Annotated in this window: 22 protein-coding genes and 2 pseudogenes; 4 read left to right on the top strand and 20 right to left on the bottom strand. The window is 36.0% G+C overall.

Going from position 1 to position 16,567, the window contains the following annotated elements:
- The 9 genes and pseudogenes from CWS20_RS27555 to CWS20_RS29260 all read right to left on the bottom strand — a co-directional run.
- Positions 1–235: pseudogene (locus CWS20_RS27555) on the bottom strand (DUF418 domain-containing protein); the annotation flags it as partial.
- A gap of 158 nt (positions 236–393) precedes the next feature.
- Positions 394–924 carry a DUF4269 domain-containing protein gene (locus CWS20_RS27550; protein ID WP_066194125.1) on the bottom strand — a complete coding sequence of 177 codons (531 nt, stop codon included), beginning with the start codon at positions 922–924 and terminating at the stop codon, positions 394–396.
- Entirely contained in the window at positions 925–1,434 is a 510-nt protein-coding gene (locus tag CWS20_RS27545) for a P-loop NTPase family protein (protein WP_326135316.1), read from the bottom strand.
- Positions 1,435–1,674: 240 nt separating this feature from the next.
- Positions 1,675–2,076 (bottom strand): GNAT family N-acetyltransferase, encoded by a 402-nt coding sequence (locus CWS20_RS27540; protein ID WP_241504274.1) that lies wholly within the window; start codon positions 2,074–2,076, stop codon positions 1,675–1,677.
- Positions 2,077–2,432: 356 nt separating this feature from the next.
- On the bottom strand, positions 2,433–3,374 hold the full coding sequence (locus CWS20_RS27535) for a hypothetical protein (RefSeq protein WP_066194119.1): 942 nt from the start codon (positions 3,372–3,374) through the stop codon (positions 2,433–2,435).
- A gap of 186 nt (positions 3,375–3,560) precedes the next feature.
- Positions 3,561–3,998, bottom strand: a complete 438-nt coding sequence (locus tag CWS20_RS27530; RefSeq protein ID WP_066194117.1) for a GNAT family N-acetyltransferase — start codon at positions 3,996–3,998, stop codon at positions 3,561–3,563.
- 89 nt (positions 3,999–4,087) lie between these two features.
- On the bottom strand, positions 4,088–4,849 hold the full coding sequence (locus CWS20_RS27525) for a DUF8817 family protein (RefSeq protein WP_066194115.1): 762 nt from the start codon (positions 4,847–4,849) through the stop codon (positions 4,088–4,090).
- Between the two features lie 142 nt (positions 4,850–4,991).
- The gene (locus CWS20_RS27520; RefSeq protein ID WP_066194114.1) at positions 4,992–5,441 is read right to left on the bottom strand and encodes a GNAT family N-acetyltransferase; all 450 of its coding nucleotides are present in this window, start codon (positions 5,439–5,441) and stop codon (positions 4,992–4,994) included.
- Between the two features lie 15 nt (positions 5,442–5,456).
- On the bottom strand, positions 5,457–6,413 hold the full coding sequence (locus CWS20_RS29260) for a GNAT family N-acetyltransferase (protein WP_326135475.1): 957 nt from the start codon (positions 6,411–6,413) through the stop codon (positions 5,457–5,459).
- A 222-nt stretch (positions 6,414–6,635) separates the two neighbouring features.
- On the opposite strand from CWS20_RS29260, the pseudogene CWS20_RS27505 reads away from it, so the two are divergent.
- Both CWS20_RS27505 and CWS20_RS27500 read left to right on the top strand, forming a co-directional pair.
- Positions 6,636–6,920, top strand: a pseudogene (locus CWS20_RS27505) (winged helix-turn-helix transcriptional regulator).
- A 43-nt stretch (positions 6,921–6,963) separates the two neighbouring features.
- Positions 6,964–7,503: a GNAT family N-acetyltransferase gene (locus tag CWS20_RS27500; RefSeq protein WP_066194112.1), complete on the top strand. Its 540-nt coding sequence runs from the start codon at positions 6,964–6,966 to the stop codon at positions 7,501–7,503.
- 56 nt (positions 7,504–7,559) lie between these two features.
- Here the strand turns inward: CWS20_RS27500 and CWS20_RS27495 are convergent, their stop codons facing one another.
- From CWS20_RS27495 to CWS20_RS27480, 4 genes are all read right to left on the bottom strand, one after another.
- Positions 7,560–7,892 (bottom strand): YunG family protein, encoded by a 333-nt coding sequence (locus CWS20_RS27495; protein ID WP_066194110.1) that lies wholly within the window; start codon positions 7,890–7,892, stop codon positions 7,560–7,562.
- 317 nt (positions 7,893–8,209) lie between these two features.
- On the bottom strand, positions 8,210–9,079 hold the full coding sequence (locus tag CWS20_RS27490; RefSeq protein WP_066194107.1) for a GNAT family N-acetyltransferase: 870 nt from the start codon (positions 9,077–9,079) through the stop codon (positions 8,210–8,212).
- Between the two features lie 15 nt (positions 9,080–9,094).
- Complete coding sequence (locus CWS20_RS27485) at positions 9,095–9,625, bottom strand: GNAT family N-acetyltransferase (RefSeq protein WP_066194105.1); 531 nt, start codon at positions 9,623–9,625, stop codon at positions 9,095–9,097.
- 458 nt (positions 9,626–10,083) lie between these two features.
- On the bottom strand, positions 10,084–10,365 hold the full coding sequence (locus CWS20_RS27480) for a hypothetical protein (protein ID WP_066194103.1): 282 nt from the start codon (positions 10,363–10,365) through the stop codon (positions 10,084–10,086).
- Between the two features lie 152 nt (positions 10,366–10,517).
- On the opposite strand from CWS20_RS27480, the gene CWS20_RS27475 reads away from it, so the two are divergent.
- A complete protein-coding gene (locus tag CWS20_RS27475) occupies positions 10,518–11,030 on the top strand; it encodes a DUF3189 family protein (protein ID WP_066194100.1) in 513 nt (170 codons plus the stop codon).
- 37 nt (positions 11,031–11,067) lie between these two features.
- Here the strand turns inward: CWS20_RS27475 and CWS20_RS27470 are convergent, their stop codons facing one another.
- The 6 genes from CWS20_RS27470 to CWS20_RS27445 all read right to left on the bottom strand — a co-directional run bounded on the left by CWS20_RS27470 (position 11,068) and on the right by CWS20_RS27445 (position 15,240).
- A complete protein-coding gene (locus CWS20_RS27470) occupies positions 11,068–11,733 on the bottom strand; it encodes a DedA family protein (protein ID WP_066194097.1) in 666 nt (221 codons plus the stop codon).
- A 111-nt stretch (positions 11,734–11,844) separates the two neighbouring features.
- The gene (locus tag CWS20_RS27465) at positions 11,845–12,453 is read right to left on the bottom strand and encodes a dienelactone hydrolase family protein (protein WP_066194094.1); all 609 of its coding nucleotides are present in this window, start codon (positions 12,451–12,453) and stop codon (positions 11,845–11,847) included.
- Positions 12,450–12,905, bottom strand: a complete 456-nt coding sequence (locus CWS20_RS27460) for an NUDIX hydrolase (RefSeq protein WP_066194093.1) — start codon at positions 12,903–12,905, stop codon at positions 12,450–12,452. The genes CWS20_RS27465 and CWS20_RS27460 overlap by 4 nt, the downstream gene beginning before the upstream one ends.
- Before the next feature lie 99 nt (positions 12,906–13,004).
- Positions 13,005–13,295, bottom strand: coding sequence for a hypothetical protein (locus CWS20_RS27455; RefSeq protein ID WP_066194092.1), 291 nt, complete (start codon positions 13,293–13,295; stop codon positions 13,005–13,007).
- Between the two features lie 204 nt (positions 13,296–13,499).
- The gene (locus CWS20_RS27450; protein WP_066194091.1) at positions 13,500–14,468 is read right to left on the bottom strand and encodes a quinone oxidoreductase family protein; all 969 of its coding nucleotides are present in this window, start codon (positions 14,466–14,468) and stop codon (positions 13,500–13,502) included.
- A 70-nt stretch (positions 14,469–14,538) separates the two neighbouring features.
- A complete protein-coding gene (locus CWS20_RS27445) occupies positions 14,539–15,240 on the bottom strand; it encodes an ArsR/SmtB family transcription factor (protein ID WP_066194087.1) in 702 nt (233 codons plus the stop codon).
- Positions 15,241–15,308: 68 nt separating this feature from the next.
- Here CWS20_RS27445 and CWS20_RS27440 point away from each other — a divergent pair, with 68 nt between their 5' ends.
- Positions 15,309–15,782 (top strand): DinB family protein, encoded by a 474-nt coding sequence (locus CWS20_RS27440; RefSeq protein WP_066194085.1) that lies wholly within the window; start codon positions 15,309–15,311, stop codon positions 15,780–15,782.
- 366 nt (positions 15,783–16,148) lie between these two features.
- Here CWS20_RS27440 and CWS20_RS27435 read toward each other — a convergent pair whose 3' ends face one another.
- Positions 16,149–16,364, bottom strand: coding sequence for a helix-hairpin-helix domain-containing protein (locus CWS20_RS27435; RefSeq protein ID WP_066194082.1), 216 nt, complete (start codon positions 16,362–16,364; stop codon positions 16,149–16,151).
- Positions 16,365–16,567 lie beyond the last annotated feature (203 nt).

Raw genomic sequence — 16,567 nt, 5'->3', positions numbered from 1 at the left:
CTTTCTTATCTTTTAAAAAAATCCAAAAGCCGACTCCAAATAAAAAGGAAAAGATTGCATAGAACCTGCCTTCAACAAACAGGTATAAACCTCGTTGTATCCATATATCCAGCTCGGTACCAGACAGATTCATCCTGTCGCCCCAAAACATTAGTATATTAACAAACGGGAGCCCTACTAAAGCAAACCCTCGCAGTATGTCCAGCAGGTCAATTCGATTCAAATTTGATTGCATCTATATATACTCCTTGAACTTTATTTTCACTCTATCTGCTACATTTTACTAAAATGATTGCACGCTATACCAGCGATTAGTGTGACAAAGTTATCTTTAAAGTGACATTATTGTAAGACCAATTATAAAAATATGAAAAGCCTATTCAGCCAACGAAATCAAATGAACCCTTTAAGTTTGCCGTACTTCAGCAGCTCCTCATAAGGATCTCCTTCTAATTCTAGTATTTTGCAAAAAGCAGGCTCCGTCTTCATCCCCTGTTTTTTCAATTCAATAATTTTCCCTTTTACATCTGGACACTGATCCATGATTGATTTTTCAATCACCATATGCTGAAATGCATATTGCTCCTCGACAGGTACTGGTTGACCAAATAACTCAAATTCAAAACCGCCAAAATGAAAATTTGCTTTAACTACTGAAATACTTCTAATAGAAAGCCTCTTTAATTTAAATTGCTCATGCTCTCCATATAATGCTGATATTTTATTTTCAAATCGCATTAAATCATGAACATTCATAATAATGTCCAAATCAGAAATTTCTATGTCAATTCCTATTGGCAAAGTCCCGCAAAGAATGGGACTGTAGTCTGCTAAATCAGACATAATTTTTAGTTTCTCAATTGCTGCATAAGCACGCTGCTGCTTTTCGTTGCCCAGCTGCAAATAATCAATCGTTTCGAACATTTATAAAACCTCATTCAATAATTTTTGTAGTTCGCTTCGTTTTTCTATCATCATCACTTTTTCTTTATATAATTTTTTTGATAGAAAGTCAGGCTTCGTAATCTCTTCAAAATATTTATTCCATTTAAACATTTTAATAAATATATCCACTGTCGGGGTGTAATTCGATTTCTCTAAACGGAGCTTTTGAAGGAAAAATCTCTTTATAATTCTATATTTCCTTACATTATAATTGGTATTTAAGAAAATAATTAATTCAGCATGATTAAAACTAGGAAAGACCCAGTCCTCATTATGTACCCCTTCCACAATCCAGCAGTTAGACTGAATAATCTCATATAAACAAGCTTCCCTTTCTACTTCTGGTCTTCGAATATCACCGGATACCTGTCTTTTCCATGCAACATTATCCAATTCAGAAAAAGGAATAGACAGCTTTGCAGAAAGCTTTCTCGCAAGCGTTGTCTTCCCACTTCCAACAGGACCAATGATATGAATCTTTCTCGGCATTTCTTTTCTCACCTTACACACCTCGCACAGTCAGCCTAGGTACAATTATTCTAATGTAAGTGGCACTTTCCTTCTATTGCAATTAAAAAAGCAATCCTCCTTTAAAAGGAGAATCGCTTTATTTCTTTTTTATTTCAACTCACTATCATATCTTCCTTGACCCAATAAGCTTTCATTTCAATCATTTCACCTGCATCATTAAAGGTCATGACATCCATACAATGAATCAGAGTCTAATTTTTAACTATAAATATTTTCAGACTCCTTATTGTTTCGTAACACAGTTATAAATCCATCCAGTATATCATGGCTAATAGAAAATCCTTTGCGTTTATAGAATTCCAAGGCGTTTTGATTCCCATTTGAAACAAAAATAAAAAAATCCTCAACATCATCAAATTGTTTCAACCATTTCATGGACATATTGAAAAGTATTGATCCAATCCCATATTGTCTGTACCCTTCTTTTATATAAAATTGTGATAAACAGCCTACATTCTTTCTGCTTACAGAAGACAAGTTAAAAAAAGTGGCGAACTCATTTGAATAGGCTTCTTTAGGTGAGATGTTCGAGTAGGCATAACCAACTATTTGATCATCGTCTTTAGCAACGACAATATGATTATAAGTCGCATTTTTCATAGAGGGAATCATCCGCGTTTCGAAATTCATGTTGTCAAACAGATCCGGTTTGATGTATTCTTTTTATTTTTGAAAGGACATGAGCTCTTTGCATAAGTCTCTGCATAGTTCAACTTTTTCATCAGGTATAACAACATATGTAAAATTCATATATTCATCTCCTTTTCTCGAAAGAATTAACTACTATATAATAGTAATACATATCAATGTAGGTATAGTTAGGAACCTGCTAAACTTCTAATAATCGCATGGGTCGCAGGTTTGTATTACCTACTCCTTTTTATCCAAAACTCATGGATTAACTATTTACAATCATCATTCAATATAAGAATACCTCCTTATTACAATAAACTTATCTACTCCAAATATCCAAATGCTTTTAATTTCCTATACCGATCAACTGCAAGTATCCCCTTCCAATACTGCCTTGCAATGGCAAAACTATCTGGATAGCTCCCCCAGCTCCAAGAAATATCCCAAACCCCTTCGTCATCCAATTCCTTAACAAATAACGCCAGATTTTTTTCAACCAAAGAACTAAGTCTCTTACACAGAAGGTCTTGCGGACTTTCTATAAAGTCTAATGGCAAAGCTGCATAACCACGTGACCAATTCTCCACATCCTTGTCCACACAGTTTTCGGCTAATCCGTTTATTTTCCCAGAGACTTGATCCAATGAATAATCAAATCTTGCATTAAAAATAGACTCGAACGGCTTGATTAGTTTTACTAATTTCTGGAAATTGTTGATTTCATGCTTATCCATTTCCGTTTTATTCATTAAGTAGTTAAGCGCCTTCTGTATAGAACTCCACCCCACCTCAGCAGCCTTGCTGCCATCATTGGACCAATGCACTAAAAAGGCAGCAAGTTCAACACCAGGATTATACATCCAATTTTCCTGGACTCCTTCTTGCCAGTGCCACCACGGAGCATGCGGATAGTCATTATTCTCAGGCATAATTGTCGTCCACATTCCTGTTTCCATATCACACGTATTTTTCAAATAAGAAAGCATTGCTTTTACTATTGGTTCAGCGCCATTCACACCTATTTCCAGCAAAATTTGACCAGCCGCCCATGTAGCCATTGGTGAAGAACTTGGAAGCCAGAAATCAGGCTCGATTGCTTTTCCAAAACCGCCATCTTCATTTTGATAAGCTTTCAGCTCCGTAATTACTCTTTCTTTCTCCCCATTTTCAAAATGATAGGCAAACCTTGCCTGCTCTAAAGGTCTGGCATATGAATATATATAATTTTTGGCTAGCTTAAATCGTTCTGTCAGTATAGTGTTCATTGTAAGCCTCCTCTTTTTATCAAACCTTGATACCCTAACAATTCTTTAATTTTGGCTGAAGTCCTCTTTCAAGCAATACAAAAGGCAATTCTTTTGTAAGAATTGCCTGTGATGCTGACAAACTATCTAAAGGTTTATCCATTTTTAGGTCTCTGTTATATAGTAGAGCTGCCTAGTTTTAGTTTCTTAAATAGATTTACTCATAGAAACAGTTCTTGTAGTAAACCCGATATCTTCATACAGTTTAATCGCTTTATTCCCTGAAAATGCACTGAGTCGAACTTCCGAATAGCCAGCCGTTTTTAGTTCGTTTATCGCAGAATTCATAAGCAATTTTGATATGCCTGCTCCTCTAAATTCCTCTAAGACGAATAGTTCGTAAATAAACCCAACTGCTTTATCTGTAAACTGATCTGTAGCTGCTCCTGCCAATACCCATCCCATAAGTTGATTTTCCTCAATGGCAATAAGATAATAGCCTCCCTTTTCAATAAGCGGTTCAACAAGTTTTTTTATTTTTTCCATCGAAGGCTTTGCTTCTCCTAATGTCCCATCAGATACAGCTTTCGGCGAATGCAGTAAAATTTCATTAAACTCCGTTTCATTCGGTCTTCTTATTTCCATCACTTTTCGTTCCTTTCAGTATTAAATTTGTTAATTATTTTACTGGAATACTTATATTCTTCTACACAGACTCAGAAAAAGTAAATTAATTAATTTAACTCTAGTTTCAATTCCTCATAACGTTCAATAACATCTATTAGACTCTCCTTTTCAGCCTCTGTTAATTTTACATCATTCAATTCTAGTAAAGTCTCTTTAGCTTTATCATTTTGATTTAAGGAAAAAAACACCTCCGTCTGAAGAACCTTAGCTTTAAAAAGGAGAGTATTCGAAATTTGCTCTTTAAACTTGCGAAATGCCGCCTCTAAAGTATTTCTCGCCGCCATGAAATCCTCTTTTGAAAAGGCAAAACGATAGGCTTGTGCATACGCCTTTTCAAATTTTGAGCTCTGTGCATTCACACGCTCCTCCTCTGCTTCCATCAAAGCTGTTGAATCTCCAAAGCTTTCCCCGACAATGATTGTATTTCCACTACAATCCGTAATATTAAATCGCCAATCTTCAGCTGTTTTATTTAATCTTGAAATTCGCGGCACCCCTTTTGATGGAATTTTTCCGTAATATGCTTTTAAGCTTTTCCTTAGTTCCTCATAAACCTCCCGAACATTTGGCACTGCAACATAACAGCCGCCTTGTTTTCCGTTCTCATCAAAGTTTTTCACACCATAAAAGCTAAATTCGGCAATGTCCTTTTCAACAGAAGCAAAACGGTAAGGGGCTTTTTGATAATACGTAATTTCAAATCCTAAGGCTGTGTAATATTCTAAATGAAGATCAAACAAATCGTAATCACAATCAAAAATCGGTATGGTTCTATTTCGGTTTAATCTGGCTAAATGCTCTTTGTTCATTCATAATCATTCCTTCCAATCAGACTAGAAACACATTGTACCAATCCCCCAGAATTTTTTCCTATTATTTTTTTAAGATATGTTTTTCGAAAAAGATGAAAAAGCAATCCTTCAGTTGAAGAACCGCTTAGTTGAAAATATTTTATAAATCAAGTGAAAGCCGAACCATGTCAATGACCTGGATGCCATTTTCAAAAATGGGTTCGTCATAGTGCCTTATAAAAAAATCACGATCAATTGAGGTCATTCTAAATCCGCACTTTTGATATAATGCTAATTGTACTACACCGGAATTGCCTGTACCTATTTCGATCGTTTTATATCCTTGCTTTTTAGCAGTTTCTATTGCATGGAGGACGAGGCATTTTCCATAGCCCTTTCCATGATGGTCTTCACTTACCGCCACATTTACAATTTCTACTGTCTCCGGTCTTGTAGGGATAAGTACATACGTCCCAATCATCGCTTCGTCCAGCTCCATGATAAAGCACTTGCCTCTTGAAACATATTCTTTGACAAGCTTTTCCGATGGGTCTGCAAGCAATAATAAATCCAATGGCAACGCTTCATTCTCTCTTAACTGCCTAATCAATTTCAACACCTCTATTTAACGAAATTGGTTTATTAATTCTTTATATTCTTTATGCCAGCTTTCCCATTCACCTTTTGGGAAGTCAGGAAACTGACCTTTCAGGACGGCATCAAACATTTCAAGACATATATGCCAACCGGCCAGATCCTTTGCCGTATGATCACTAAGAGCAGGAATGTATTCTTTCAATTTCAATAAAGTGACTTCATTTTTAGGAAATACCTCAAATCTTACCGAACCATCACCCCATTCGAACTGCAGCAATGATTTTTCCGCATAATCTATAATCATCATATCAAAAGAATGATCTGTCCCATCATTCATATTAAATTTAATGGTTCCACCCTTCCGAAGCTCAACAATCTGGAGATTGGACATCCATCCTTTCAACTTTCTATTTTCCGTTAACGTTTCCCAGACTTGGTCAATTGTTTGATTATATGAACGATTGAATTCTGCAATATAACCATCTTGGATTTTCTCTAATTTTGCCAGCATAAATTGCCTCCTTTTTAGCTGTTTCATATGCTTCTTTTCAAAAATAGTAATATATAGATTTTCATTTATTTTTACTTCATTTACAACCTTGAAGCCATTTTTATGATAAAAACGCACGGCAGGCTCATTTTTCATACCGGTAGATACTTTCATTTTTTTAAACTCTACTGCGCTTTCAACAAAGTCTAGAAGTTTTTGAGCTATTCCTTTTCTAAAATGATTTGGATGCACAATGAGCCTGTGAATATCGATTTCATCCGCTTCTAACTTGTAAGAAATTGCGCCGCACAGTTCTCCATTCAAGTAATAACCAAAGAAAATTTCACCGCATGTTTGCAATTTTTCGACGGTATCTTTTAATGGCGGGATATCGTCTGAACCAATGATTTGTGCTTCTACTTTATAGGAAGGTATCTGAACTTGCAACACCGCTTCAGCATGAACTCGCTTGCTTATATCCATTTGTTTAATCAAGACTGTCCCTCTTTTCATTGAATCTTTTCTATTCCATACGATGTTTATACTAAAAATGTTTCAATCATTACCTTTATATTAGAAAAACCTGGCGTTCGCTTAGTCAAGCTGTAGAGAAACTCATCTCAAAATAAAAGTGAAACTTCAATCAGTAGAGGGCTTACTGCTCGTTAATCTGCGATGAAAATCATTCGAATCACAATAAACGAAAGAGATGAAGTTATGAAGCAAGGAGATTATAATGTCCCTGTAGAGGCAACGCTTGAAGTAATAGGCGGAAAGTGGAAGGTGCTGATCCTATCTGAAAGAAGGAACAAAAAGATTTAGCGAGCTACAAAAAGCCATTCCGCAAATCACAAAGAAAATGCTGACACAGCAATTAAGAGAATTAGAGCATGACAAGATGATTGATCGCTATGTCTATCACCAAGTTCCTCCTAAAGTGGAATATTCCTTATCAGAAACTGGAGAAACCTTACGAAAGTATTAAATATCATGTGTTCATAGGGCGAAAAAAGGATAAACGAAAATAATAAAACAGGAGAATAATATGGATATATTAATTAGACAAGAAAGACCTGCAGATTATCGCACAACAGAAGAAATTGTAAAAAAGGCTTTTCTAAACGAAGAACATAGTGATAAAAGAGAACATATTCTTGTCAAAAACATCAGAAATACAGATGCCTTTATTCCCGAACTATCTTTAGTTGCAGTTAATGAAGATCAGGCTATTGCAGGACATATTCTTTTATCAAAAATCATGATTGTAAATGAGGAAACACTTGAAGAGGCAGACTCTTTAGCACTTGCTCCGGTGTCAGTAGCACCCAAGCAGCAAAATAAAGGGATTGGGAGTAAACTCATTCGTCATGCTTTGAGAACGGCAAAAGACATTGGTTATCATTCTGTTATTGTTTTAGGACATCAAGATTATTATCCTAAGTTCGGATTCATGCCAGCGAGCCGATGGAATATACATGCTCCATTTGAAGTGCCAGACGAAGTGTTTATGGCTATAGAGTTAACAGAGAACTCCCTTAAAAATATCCAAGGTGTTGTCCATTATTCGAAAGCATTTTTCGAGTAAAATCATTTCAAGGCTGTTCATATTAGTTGGAGAAACAGCCTTGAAAACTTATTACATTAAACCTGTTGCTGAACCATTTCTTTTAAAGTTTTATACTGTTCATTATTCGTATCACTCATCGCCTCTGCCCTGCTTGAAGCAATGTCGGAATAAATGATATGAGCTTCAAATTGCTGTTTAGTAAAATCATAGCGTTTTCCACCAACGAAGTTATAGTAATGCCACCCCTCTGGCAATAGTGTTTTCTTGATTTCACCTCCTAAAATATCATTTATAACCAATGAAGTAACACCGCATTGTCCTTTTGCCGGGTTTTCAGCTGTCCACTTTGTACTTGTTTGTATTGACCAGGAAGTTAATAAAGCTTTTCTTAATTTATTGATATTCATCCTATTTTTCCCTTCGCTGCTTGAAATGTTATGTCTATTAATGTCAATGGCATAATCATTAACGTCGCCAAATCCATACCTGCAAATTCTAATGGATTACTGGCATTTTCTGAAGCCAGCTGTATCTCGCACATATATTGGACGAAAAAAGATTGTTTCTTTCCATTCTCAATTTAATATTTTGCCTCTTAGTTAATTCAATGATTTTTCGTTTACTCAATCTCTCAAATAGCTTGGCACCTGATTCCATGGCCAGGACTACAGCATTTCTTGAGTCAATAGCTGTTCCAGCTAACTTTTCGATAAACTACTAACTTCTATCCCATCATCTTCTCCATATAAACTTGGCCAAGCTTCTTTTCAAAACCAATTTCCAAAAGAACAGCCGCTATAGTATTTTTGGCTGGAAAGTTAAATGTCGATACTTCAATCGTATCTCCAACATCCGTCACTAAGTAAGAAAGGAACTGTCTCGTAAAATCTGTTCCTTCTATTTTTTCGTGTTGATAATTCATGTCGTAAATGTTCACTTTTTCAACCTTACCTGCAGAATTTAACACTTTTCTGTATAGGCCATAGCCTGCAATATTTTCCGCCTGATCTTTAACAACAAAGGCTTCGCCGTGTTTGAGGCTCTGCCACTGGCATTGCCATGGAATAATCGATGTGTAGAAATCAAGATGAGCAAGCTGTTCAGGTAAAACCGTTTGTATCGTCCATTCATTATTTTGCAAAAAAAGTTCATCGCTTTTGATTTTTTTACTTAAAAATAATAAATGATCCTTCACTTCATATCCTAACTTTTTGTATAAAGCAATCGCTCTTTCATTTTTTTCAAGTGCTTCAAGAGTGGCTGTTGAAACATTATTTTTCCGGTAGATTTCAAACAGCGCTTCCATCATTTTAATTGCAGCTCCTTTGCCTCTATAGGCAGGTGCAACACCTGTACCGCCATTCCACGCTACTTTTCTACCCGCTTCTTGCCTCATGCCAGTTAAAATAATGCCAATTGGTTTTCCTTCAATAAAACTGACGATAGACTGATCAGCTGAAAGCTCTTCTCCTGCCATTTTCTTGATTAAAGAATGAGGATCCATCGTGGCGGGCATTAAATAACCTTCAAATCCTTTATTCCATGCTTCAGTGATTTCTGCTAACGTGCATTGGGTTAATTTCTTCATTTCCATATGATTTTCCACCCCTTATGAATCGTTTTGCAAATACTCTTCTCTTAACAAAGCATAATAATATTCATCCCACCATATATCCCCATGTGGAATGCATTGCTTAAATAAACCTTCTCTTCTCATCCCTATTTTCTCCATCACTCGGTAAGACGGTATATTTTCCGGCTGACAGGTAGCAACGATTCTATGTATCTTTAACTCTATAAAGGCATAGCGTAAAAAAGCTGCAGCAGCTTCTGATGCTAACCCTTGATTGCAGTAGCTTGGATTAAGCACCCAGCCTATTTCATAAGTATGATCACCAAAATATTTAAAGAATTCTATATGACCGATTAAAGCAGCCTCCTCCTTTAAAATCACAGCGAATTTTTCTGCGTCTTCATTTACATGCTGATTTACAAGTTCAATTGTCTGTTCCTTATTTAACGTTCCTGAAGGCATATACTGCATTACCATTGGATTTGAAGTATATTCATGTACGTATTTCCAGTCCTCACTAGTAAAATTTCTTATGAGCAGCCTATCTGTTGCAAGTGTGAGTTTCATTGTGATACCTCAATTCATCATTAAGTAATTAACTTACTCTGATAGATTTAAAAAGGATTCTTTAGAGAACAATCCTTTTTTAACTAATATATTTCATTGTATTAAATTCTATTTAACCCTCTTTAAATCCTCCAATATATTATGAAAGGCCCCACTGATTGTTAGTAGGGCACGCAGAATGCGGATCACTCAGACGTTGCCACAGGACGTGGCGTATTTAGTCCAGAGTTCTGTGAATCTTCCGTTGAAGATAATTGATATCGAAGCCTTTAAGGGAATAAATGGTGGTTATTCCCTTAAAGCTTTATGAAAGGAGGAGCATTAAGCACCTGAAGTTAAAGTCTTTGTAAAATGCTTTAACTCTTCAGATTATATAGCAGCAAATTATACGAAACAAACAAAAAAATCATCCTGCATAGATGGCTTCGTGACATTTCATGCCTCAAATTAGCCACATTTTATAGTATTAACACAAGGCAAAAAACCAGCGTTCCTATAGCAATTAATACTGAACCTATTATTGAGCCAACAAAGGATAGTGTGTTCAGATGGATAGTATCTAAAAAGTTTTTCTCTATGCTTTTATACATACTTTCATTTGCGTTCGTGTATTTTGCTAGTGCAGCATCCTTCTTAAGCTCCAATTCAATTTTGCGGACTTTTATAACAACATACTTTGGTAACGCCATAATTAAAAGCGCAATAATCCAGATTCCAATTGGGATCAATAGCCAAATCATATTTTCACCTTATTTCAAATTAAATGAATGAAAGCTGTGTTATTTATTATTTTATCTTCTTCAAAGAATATACGGTTGGATAGGTTTTATAACTTGTATATTTGAATTCAATTTACATAAACTAGCATAAACATTTTGAAAGAGGTAACTTTATGATCTATATTTATAATGATTATGGCGGAACCCACACCACTTCTTTAGCTGCAGCTCTCCATTTAAATATTTTAAAACCCTCAAACCATTATTCAAAAGAAGAAATACTTTCTGTCCCTTTTTTCAATAAATTAACCAAGGAGGATTTCGGAAAATTAGTTTTCCATGGCAGGGATACTGACGGACATCCCGTTTATACATTAGGGAGAAAATCCAACAAGCTTGTCGTTCCGGCTTTAAAAGAATTTAGCATGGTTTTTTTAAATCGTTATCAAATAGAAGAGAGAGTGATTTTTTCAAACACTTCTCCCACAGTACCGCTATTGATGAGTTTAGGGGGTTTTTTTTCAAGGGGATTAAAAATGGACAGCATAGGCGTTCCACTTTTAATAAAAGGAGCACAGCAATGTATTAACAATATTCATCAGCTCGTAGAACATACGAAACAATCTGCTCATTTTAGCACAGATGACAACATTCTCATTTTAAATAATGAACAATATAAAAAATAAAATGCCCAAAGAATTTATCTTTTGGGACATTTCCTTTTTATTTTTTACACTTTGCAGGATCGGCATCAGACTTTTCTAAATCTAATATTTCTTCATTCAAGAACGGCGTATTGTGTTTTTTATTTTTCCTGTATTGCCGATACTTGAATGCAGCAATTAAAAGAACGAGGAACCCGAGAACGAGAAATAGTTCCTGCTCGTAAGCGACGATTACTTCGATATGTTCACCAAATGCATAGCCGAGCGGAAATGCAATCGCTAGCCATAACAAAGCACCGCTGTATGCAAATAGCGCAAACGTCCGATACTTAAGCTTACTAAATCCATAGAGAAACGGAAGGAAATTTCGAATTCCTGGTATAAAGTAACTGATGGAGAGTGATAATGCATGGTATTTATCCATTAGTTTCATAGATTTGCTGATAACTTTAGTAAACTTGTTCCGTTTCTGAAAATATTGAAGAAGCGGCCTGCCGATACATCGTCCAAGAAGGTAAGAAGAAGTCATGGCAGCTAAAATCCCTAAATAAACTGCAAAGAATGCAAAGATGGGATGAAGAACATGCAATGAGGTAGCTAACCCAATCGTCATGACAATCACCTCATTAGGGACTGGAAAAACAAATACACCAATCCATAACCATAAGAAGAGCCCTAAATAACCATTTGTTTCAATCATATCCAGTATGAATTCCAGCTCCAAACCCGCTCCTCCTCTCCAGTAAACAGCCTTCTATCAATCTATAATATATTATAATTCTTTAATATGAACTTTTTATGAATTGGAGGTTACACAAATGTGTTAGACTATGCTTCAACTCTTCTCTATTTTATTTTTTATAAAATTTATTACATGATGATAAGCCTCTTTTGCTAATGCTTTATTTCCTTTCAGTGAGTAAAGGTCACTAAATCCATGCTCGCCATTGTATCTTTGAATAATTAAATTTTTTTTTGAAGATAATGACGTCACTAACTCATTCACATTAAATGAAGCTTCTTCTTTCGAAAAAATTAATAATGCGGGGCAAGCAGGCTGATAATCTGTATAATCTCTGATGCGAGATCCATAATATGAAACGATTCCATTCAAGCTTTCTTCCTGACTGCAAAGCCATGAAATCGTTGCTCCAACACTAAATCCAATAATAAAAACATTTTGATAGTCATATTTCACATCCGCAATCAGCTTTTTAACTTGTTCTGCCGCAATATAAAAGCCAATGTCTTCCATAAAATGATTATATGCAATATGCTCTGCAGAATAATCAAAAGGTTCCTCTCGATTTAACAAGTTGGGACAAATAATATCAAAACCATGTTTAGACAATGCATGACAATAATCTTTTATATGTTTGTTTATTCCATATATTTCGTGCAAAACAATGATGACGGTGTCTGCTGTCTGATTCACTTTATTCATATCTGCTCACTAAATAAAGTTAAAGGAAAGAATTCTTTGTTTAACATTCTCCTTGCGATTTGTTTAATTGCAGCTGAATTTCTAAAGGGGTTGCTCACCATAAAGCATTCCAATTCGGACAGCTTCATCCATTTATAATCTACGACTCCCTCCTCCAGCAATAACACTGAATCATCATAAGCTCTACCGACAAAATGGAACAGAATAACTTGATTGTTTGAATCACTCACAAAGTTATATACTCCAGAAGTTTCAATCAAGTGTACATCCAACCCAGTTTCTTCTTTTACTTCTCTAACGGCTGCCTGCTTAATATCCTCTGCGAGTTCCATTCTGCCTGAAGGAAAATTCCACTTAGTTATTCCTGATGAAGTTTTTTCTTTTATGAGAAGAACCTCCTCGTCTTTAATAATGGAAACACTTACAACTATGGCTATATTATTAAGCGTCATTACTTTCTCCTTTTTATGAACTAGTCTCGATCATCATTCCTATACCGGAAAATCTATAGAGCGCTTCTTTCTTTTTTAAGTTAAAACATCCTATGATATTCATCCTAAAGCGTCAGTTTCTTCATTGATTCTTGAATTAATAAAAGCCTTATCCCTGCTAGCCCAATTAAAACAGACTGACACTGCGAGAGCATATTTCCAACCGTTCCCAATCCATCTATCGCTACGCCACTGTTTATACATGAAAAGATTATCATCAAGAACCCCATTCTCCTGCTCATATCCCATTATCCCCTCCATATTATCTAAAACAATCTTTTCAGTGTTTTCACAAAGATAAATAGCTTTTTCCTCTGTGTACTCGCTTTTCACCAGGGCTTTCACAAACATATTTCGCTTTTCTCTCTGAACCCTCTCTTACTAAAAACATTTTCGGAAGTATAAGAACCCTTGTTTACGAGCACTTTTTCGGTGACTATTCACCCGCCAAAAAGTGGAGATAAAGCACCAAAAATAGAGTATTATTCCTAATTTTTCGTCTTTTCTTCAGATAGCTTATTTCATCAACCACCAAGCCAAGAGCCCTCTCTTTCTTTAAGATATTTTAATTATTACTTTTCCTTTATGCTGCCTGCTTTCAATTCGCTTATGTGCTTCTGCAGCATCACTTAAGTCAAACACTCTTTCAATGGGAATTTTTATTTTATTGTTTGCAAATAGGTCGATTACTTTTTCCGCAAAAGGTGCAACGATTTCTGGACGGTGCTTTCTCGTTGTTCCAAAGCTAAACCCTTTTATATTTCTGCAGCTGTTATGCACATCATTTGTCGTAAGACTGCCTGCTTTCCCACTGCTATTGCCAAACTGCACCAAAGTTCCATAAAAAGCTAAACAATCCAAGCTTCTTCTTGTTATCTCACCTGCTACAGAATCGAAGATAATATTTGCGCCTGCCGAATTTGTTATTTCCATCACTTTCTCAGCAAATTCATCATAAGTGTAAACGAAATTTGCTCCATTTTTTAATACATAATCCTGCTTATCTAGATTTCCTACCGTACCGATAATCGTTTTTATGCCTGCCAGCTTTGCTAACTGTGTAATCAATGTTCCAACTCCACCTGCGGCACTATGGATGACAATGGTATCATCAGCTCGAACCTGCCCTATATCATGCAGCAAAATATAAGAAAGAATAGATACGGTTGGCATCGCAGCCGCTTGTTCAAATGATAAATGATCAGGTATTTTGAATACTAGCTGTTCGTTTGCTACCGAGTATTGTGAGTAAGAACCGTTCTTTGGAAAAGCAATGACACGGTCACCTATAGAAAAACTAGATTGTTCAGCTGCTTCTTCGATTGTACCCGCTACATCCAATCCCAGTATCATCGGAAATTTACCCTTCTCTTTATTGCCTCTTCTCTTTTTTAGATCAGCATAGTTCACACTTGTATAAGCATTCTTTATTAAAATTTCATTACTACTTGCTTGCGGCCTTTCAACTTCTTTATACTGCAAAACATCTATCCCGCCATATTTTTCTTGTATGATTGCCTTCACTTCATCTTCCCTCCCATTATTCATAAGGCTTTTGCTTATAAAAAAGTTCATCATTTGATGAACAAGTGAATTAAACTAATTCTTTTTCAAGACCAATACCAAGCTGCTCCTGTACAGCCTTTGATCCTTTTTCCGTGAGATAGACCGCACGAGTCTTTTCAGATTTTGTTAGCCACTCCAGCTCAAAAAAACGAGTGGCTATCGCTGATCCGAGCCAGCCCGCTATATGATAACGTCTTTCACTCCAATCAAGACATGGCTTTGCAAATATACGCCTCTTTATATTTGCTTCCTTAATATTAATTCCAAAGCTCAAAAACCATTTTTCTCCTTTGTCAGATACAATAAATTCCCCTTCTTTTAATATAATGACTTCTTTATCAATCAGTGCTTGCGTAACCTTTACACCTAATTCACCGGCCAAATGATCATAGCAAGTTCTCGCATGGCGAACTTGCTTAAGCTGGCTGGACTGACGCAATGACCGCACTTCTACAGCTGGTGCAATTGTACCTAATTTCTCTAAAACCTCCGCTACTTCTTCATTCGCAAGGCGATAATACCGATGTCTGCCATGCTGTTCAACGACAAGCAGATTGCCATCAACTAATTTAGACAAATGAGCACTCACAGTTGAGTGGGACACCTTCGCCATATAGGCGAGTTCACTGGCAGGCAATGATTGGCCATTCATTAAACTTTCCAGAATGATGGCTCTTGTAGAATCGGCAATTAATTTAGCAATATATGAAATATTCGGATATACATTCATATTTCGATGATAACCTAAATGTTTTATTGATACAATCAATTTTGAAATAAACGAAGGAGGAATTTAACATGAATACAAGCGATACAATTATTTTAAATTTACAAGAAACACGCAGACGTTCTATAAAATTGTGGCAATCATTGCCGGACTCCTGGCTATCCTGGCGCCCTGATAAAGAGGCAATGACCTTTGGAGAAATGATTCGCCATGTTTGGAGTGCAAGCCATCAATATCATATTCTTTTAAAGAATAACGGCTCGGTCTCACAAGAAATTCAACTTCCATACGAAAAAGAACCCATTATTTCCGTTGAAAAGGAGATAGAATTATCAAAAGAGTATTTTAATGACTTTATCTCCTATGTTCAAAGCCTATCGATAGAAGAATTAGAGTCAAGACTAATAGACCGAAGCGACGTAGGCTACCAAAGATATTTAGGAGACATGCTTTTACGCATTGCCTATCATGACGCTGTCCATGCGGGTCAATTTTTACAATATTTGCGTATGGCTGGATTAGAAAGACCATTGATTTGGGATTAAGCCTTCATACTCCTTGCTAATTAACATGTTTTAAAGACGCCGCAAAATTAACCAAATATTAAAGCCTTTGTGACTTAACGTCACACAATATACTCATACATCGTGAATGGTTTTATATTGGCGACAGCAGAAACCAGCTTGTAAAGGGATTTGATACCACTTTTCGCATATGATCACCGATTTTTGGTATCATTTCGAGAATTGATACCACTTTCCGCATGTGATCACTGTTATTTGGTTTCACTTCGGGATTTGATACCACGTTTCACATGTGATCATCGATTTTTGATATCATTTCCTAAAAAACCGTAACCATCATACGATGCACTAGAGTACGGCATAATCCTCCCAGGGAATTTTAGCCAATTATTCTTTTGCAAAAGATATGCCATTCTCTTTTAGTGCTTCCCTTAGAATTCTTATTCCTTTTGGCCCTACTCCGTGAAGTTTCAATAGGTCTGATTCAGTCACTTTTTCAAATTGCTCAAGCTTAACATATCCAGCAAGTGCAAGCGCACTGTTAGCAGGCTTGCTTATATTTGGAATATCACTCTCTACATTTTTACGTTTATTCTGCACCATTTTTTATTTCCTTTCTCTGATTTAAGTGAACTCTCTTTTTTATCATAACTAAATATTCTATCTCACCATTTTTATTATACTCAAACAAACCATCCGAGTGGCAAATAACGATGAACGGGCGTGAGAGTGTTTCTCTCCTACCTTCCTAATGGTAAATAGCTGGGAACGGGCGATGAGGCTGGCTCTCTCCTACCTTCCTAATG

The organism is Cytobacillus horneckiae, assembly GCF_002835735.1.
GTDB lineage: Bacteria > Bacillota > Bacilli > Bacillales > Cytobacillaceae > Cytobacillus > Cytobacillus horneckiae.
The sequence above is the reverse complement of the archived record's forward strand: the minus strand, read 5'-3'. Positions and strand labels throughout refer to the sequence as shown.

Excerpts from the sequence above, each read along its gene's own strand:
- CWS20_RS27490 (WP_066194107.1), bottom strand. The coding sequence starts at position 9,079 with ATGGAAATGAAGAAATTAACCCAATGCACGTTAGCAGAAATCACTGAA.
- CWS20_RS27500 (WP_066194112.1), top strand. The coding sequence starts at position 6,964 with ATGGATATATTAATTAGACAAGAAAGACCTGCAGATTATCGCACAACA.
- CWS20_RS27465 (WP_066194094.1), bottom strand. The coding sequence starts at position 12,453 with ATGAATAAAGTGAATCAGACAGCAGACACCGTCATCATTGTTTTGCAC.
- CWS20_RS27495 (WP_066194110.1), bottom strand. The coding sequence starts at position 7,892 with ATGAATATCAATAAATTAAGAAAAGCTTTATTAACTTCCTGGTCAATA.
- CWS20_RS27530 (WP_066194117.1), bottom strand. The coding sequence starts at position 3,998 with ATGGAAATAAGAAGACCGAATGAAACGGAGTTTAATGAAATTTTACTG.
- CWS20_RS27525 (WP_066194115.1), bottom strand. The coding sequence starts at position 4,849 with ATGAACAAAGAGCATTTAGCCAGATTAAACCGAAATAGAACCATACCG.
- CWS20_RS27460 (WP_066194093.1), bottom strand. The coding sequence starts at position 12,905 with ATGACGCTTAATAATATAGCCATAGTTGTAAGTGTTTCCATTATTAAA.
- CWS20_RS27445 (WP_066194087.1), bottom strand. The coding sequence starts at position 15,240 with ATGAATGTATATCCGAATATTTCATATATTGCTAAATTAATTGCCGAT.
- CWS20_RS27440 (WP_066194085.1), top strand. The coding sequence starts at position 15,309 with ATGAATACAAGCGATACAATTATTTTAAATTTACAAGAAACACGCAGA.
- CWS20_RS27545 (WP_326135316.1), bottom strand. The coding sequence starts at position 1,434 with ATGCCGAGAAAGATTCATATCATTGGTCCTGTTGGAAGTGGGAAGACA.
- CWS20_RS27535 (WP_066194119.1), bottom strand. The coding sequence starts at position 3,374 with ATGAACACTATACTGACAGAACGATTTAAGCTAGCCAAAAATTATATA.
- CWS20_RS27485 (WP_066194105.1), bottom strand. The coding sequence starts at position 9,625 with ATGAAACTCACACTTGCAACAGATAGGCTGCTCATAAGAAATTTTACT.
- CWS20_RS27550 (WP_066194125.1), bottom strand. The coding sequence starts at position 924 with ATGTTCGAAACGATTGATTATTTGCAGCTGGGCAACGAAAAGCAGCAG.
- CWS20_RS27455 (WP_066194092.1), bottom strand. The coding sequence starts at position 13,295 with ATGTTTGTGAAAGCCCTGGTGAAAAGCGAGTACACAGAGGAAAAAGCT.
- CWS20_RS27540 (WP_241504274.1), bottom strand. The coding sequence starts at position 2,076 with ATGAAAAATGCGACTTATAATCATATTGTCGTTGCTAAAGACGATGAT.
- CWS20_RS27480 (WP_066194103.1), bottom strand. The coding sequence starts at position 10,365 with ATGATTTGGCTATTGATCCCAATTGGAATCTGGATTATTGCGCTTTTA.
- CWS20_RS27475 (WP_066194100.1), top strand. The coding sequence starts at position 10,518 with ATGATCTATATTTATAATGATTATGGCGGAACCCACACCACTTCTTTA.
- CWS20_RS27435 (WP_066194082.1), bottom strand. The coding sequence starts at position 16,364 with ATGGTGCAGAATAAACGTAAAAATGTAGAGAGTGATATTCCAAATATA.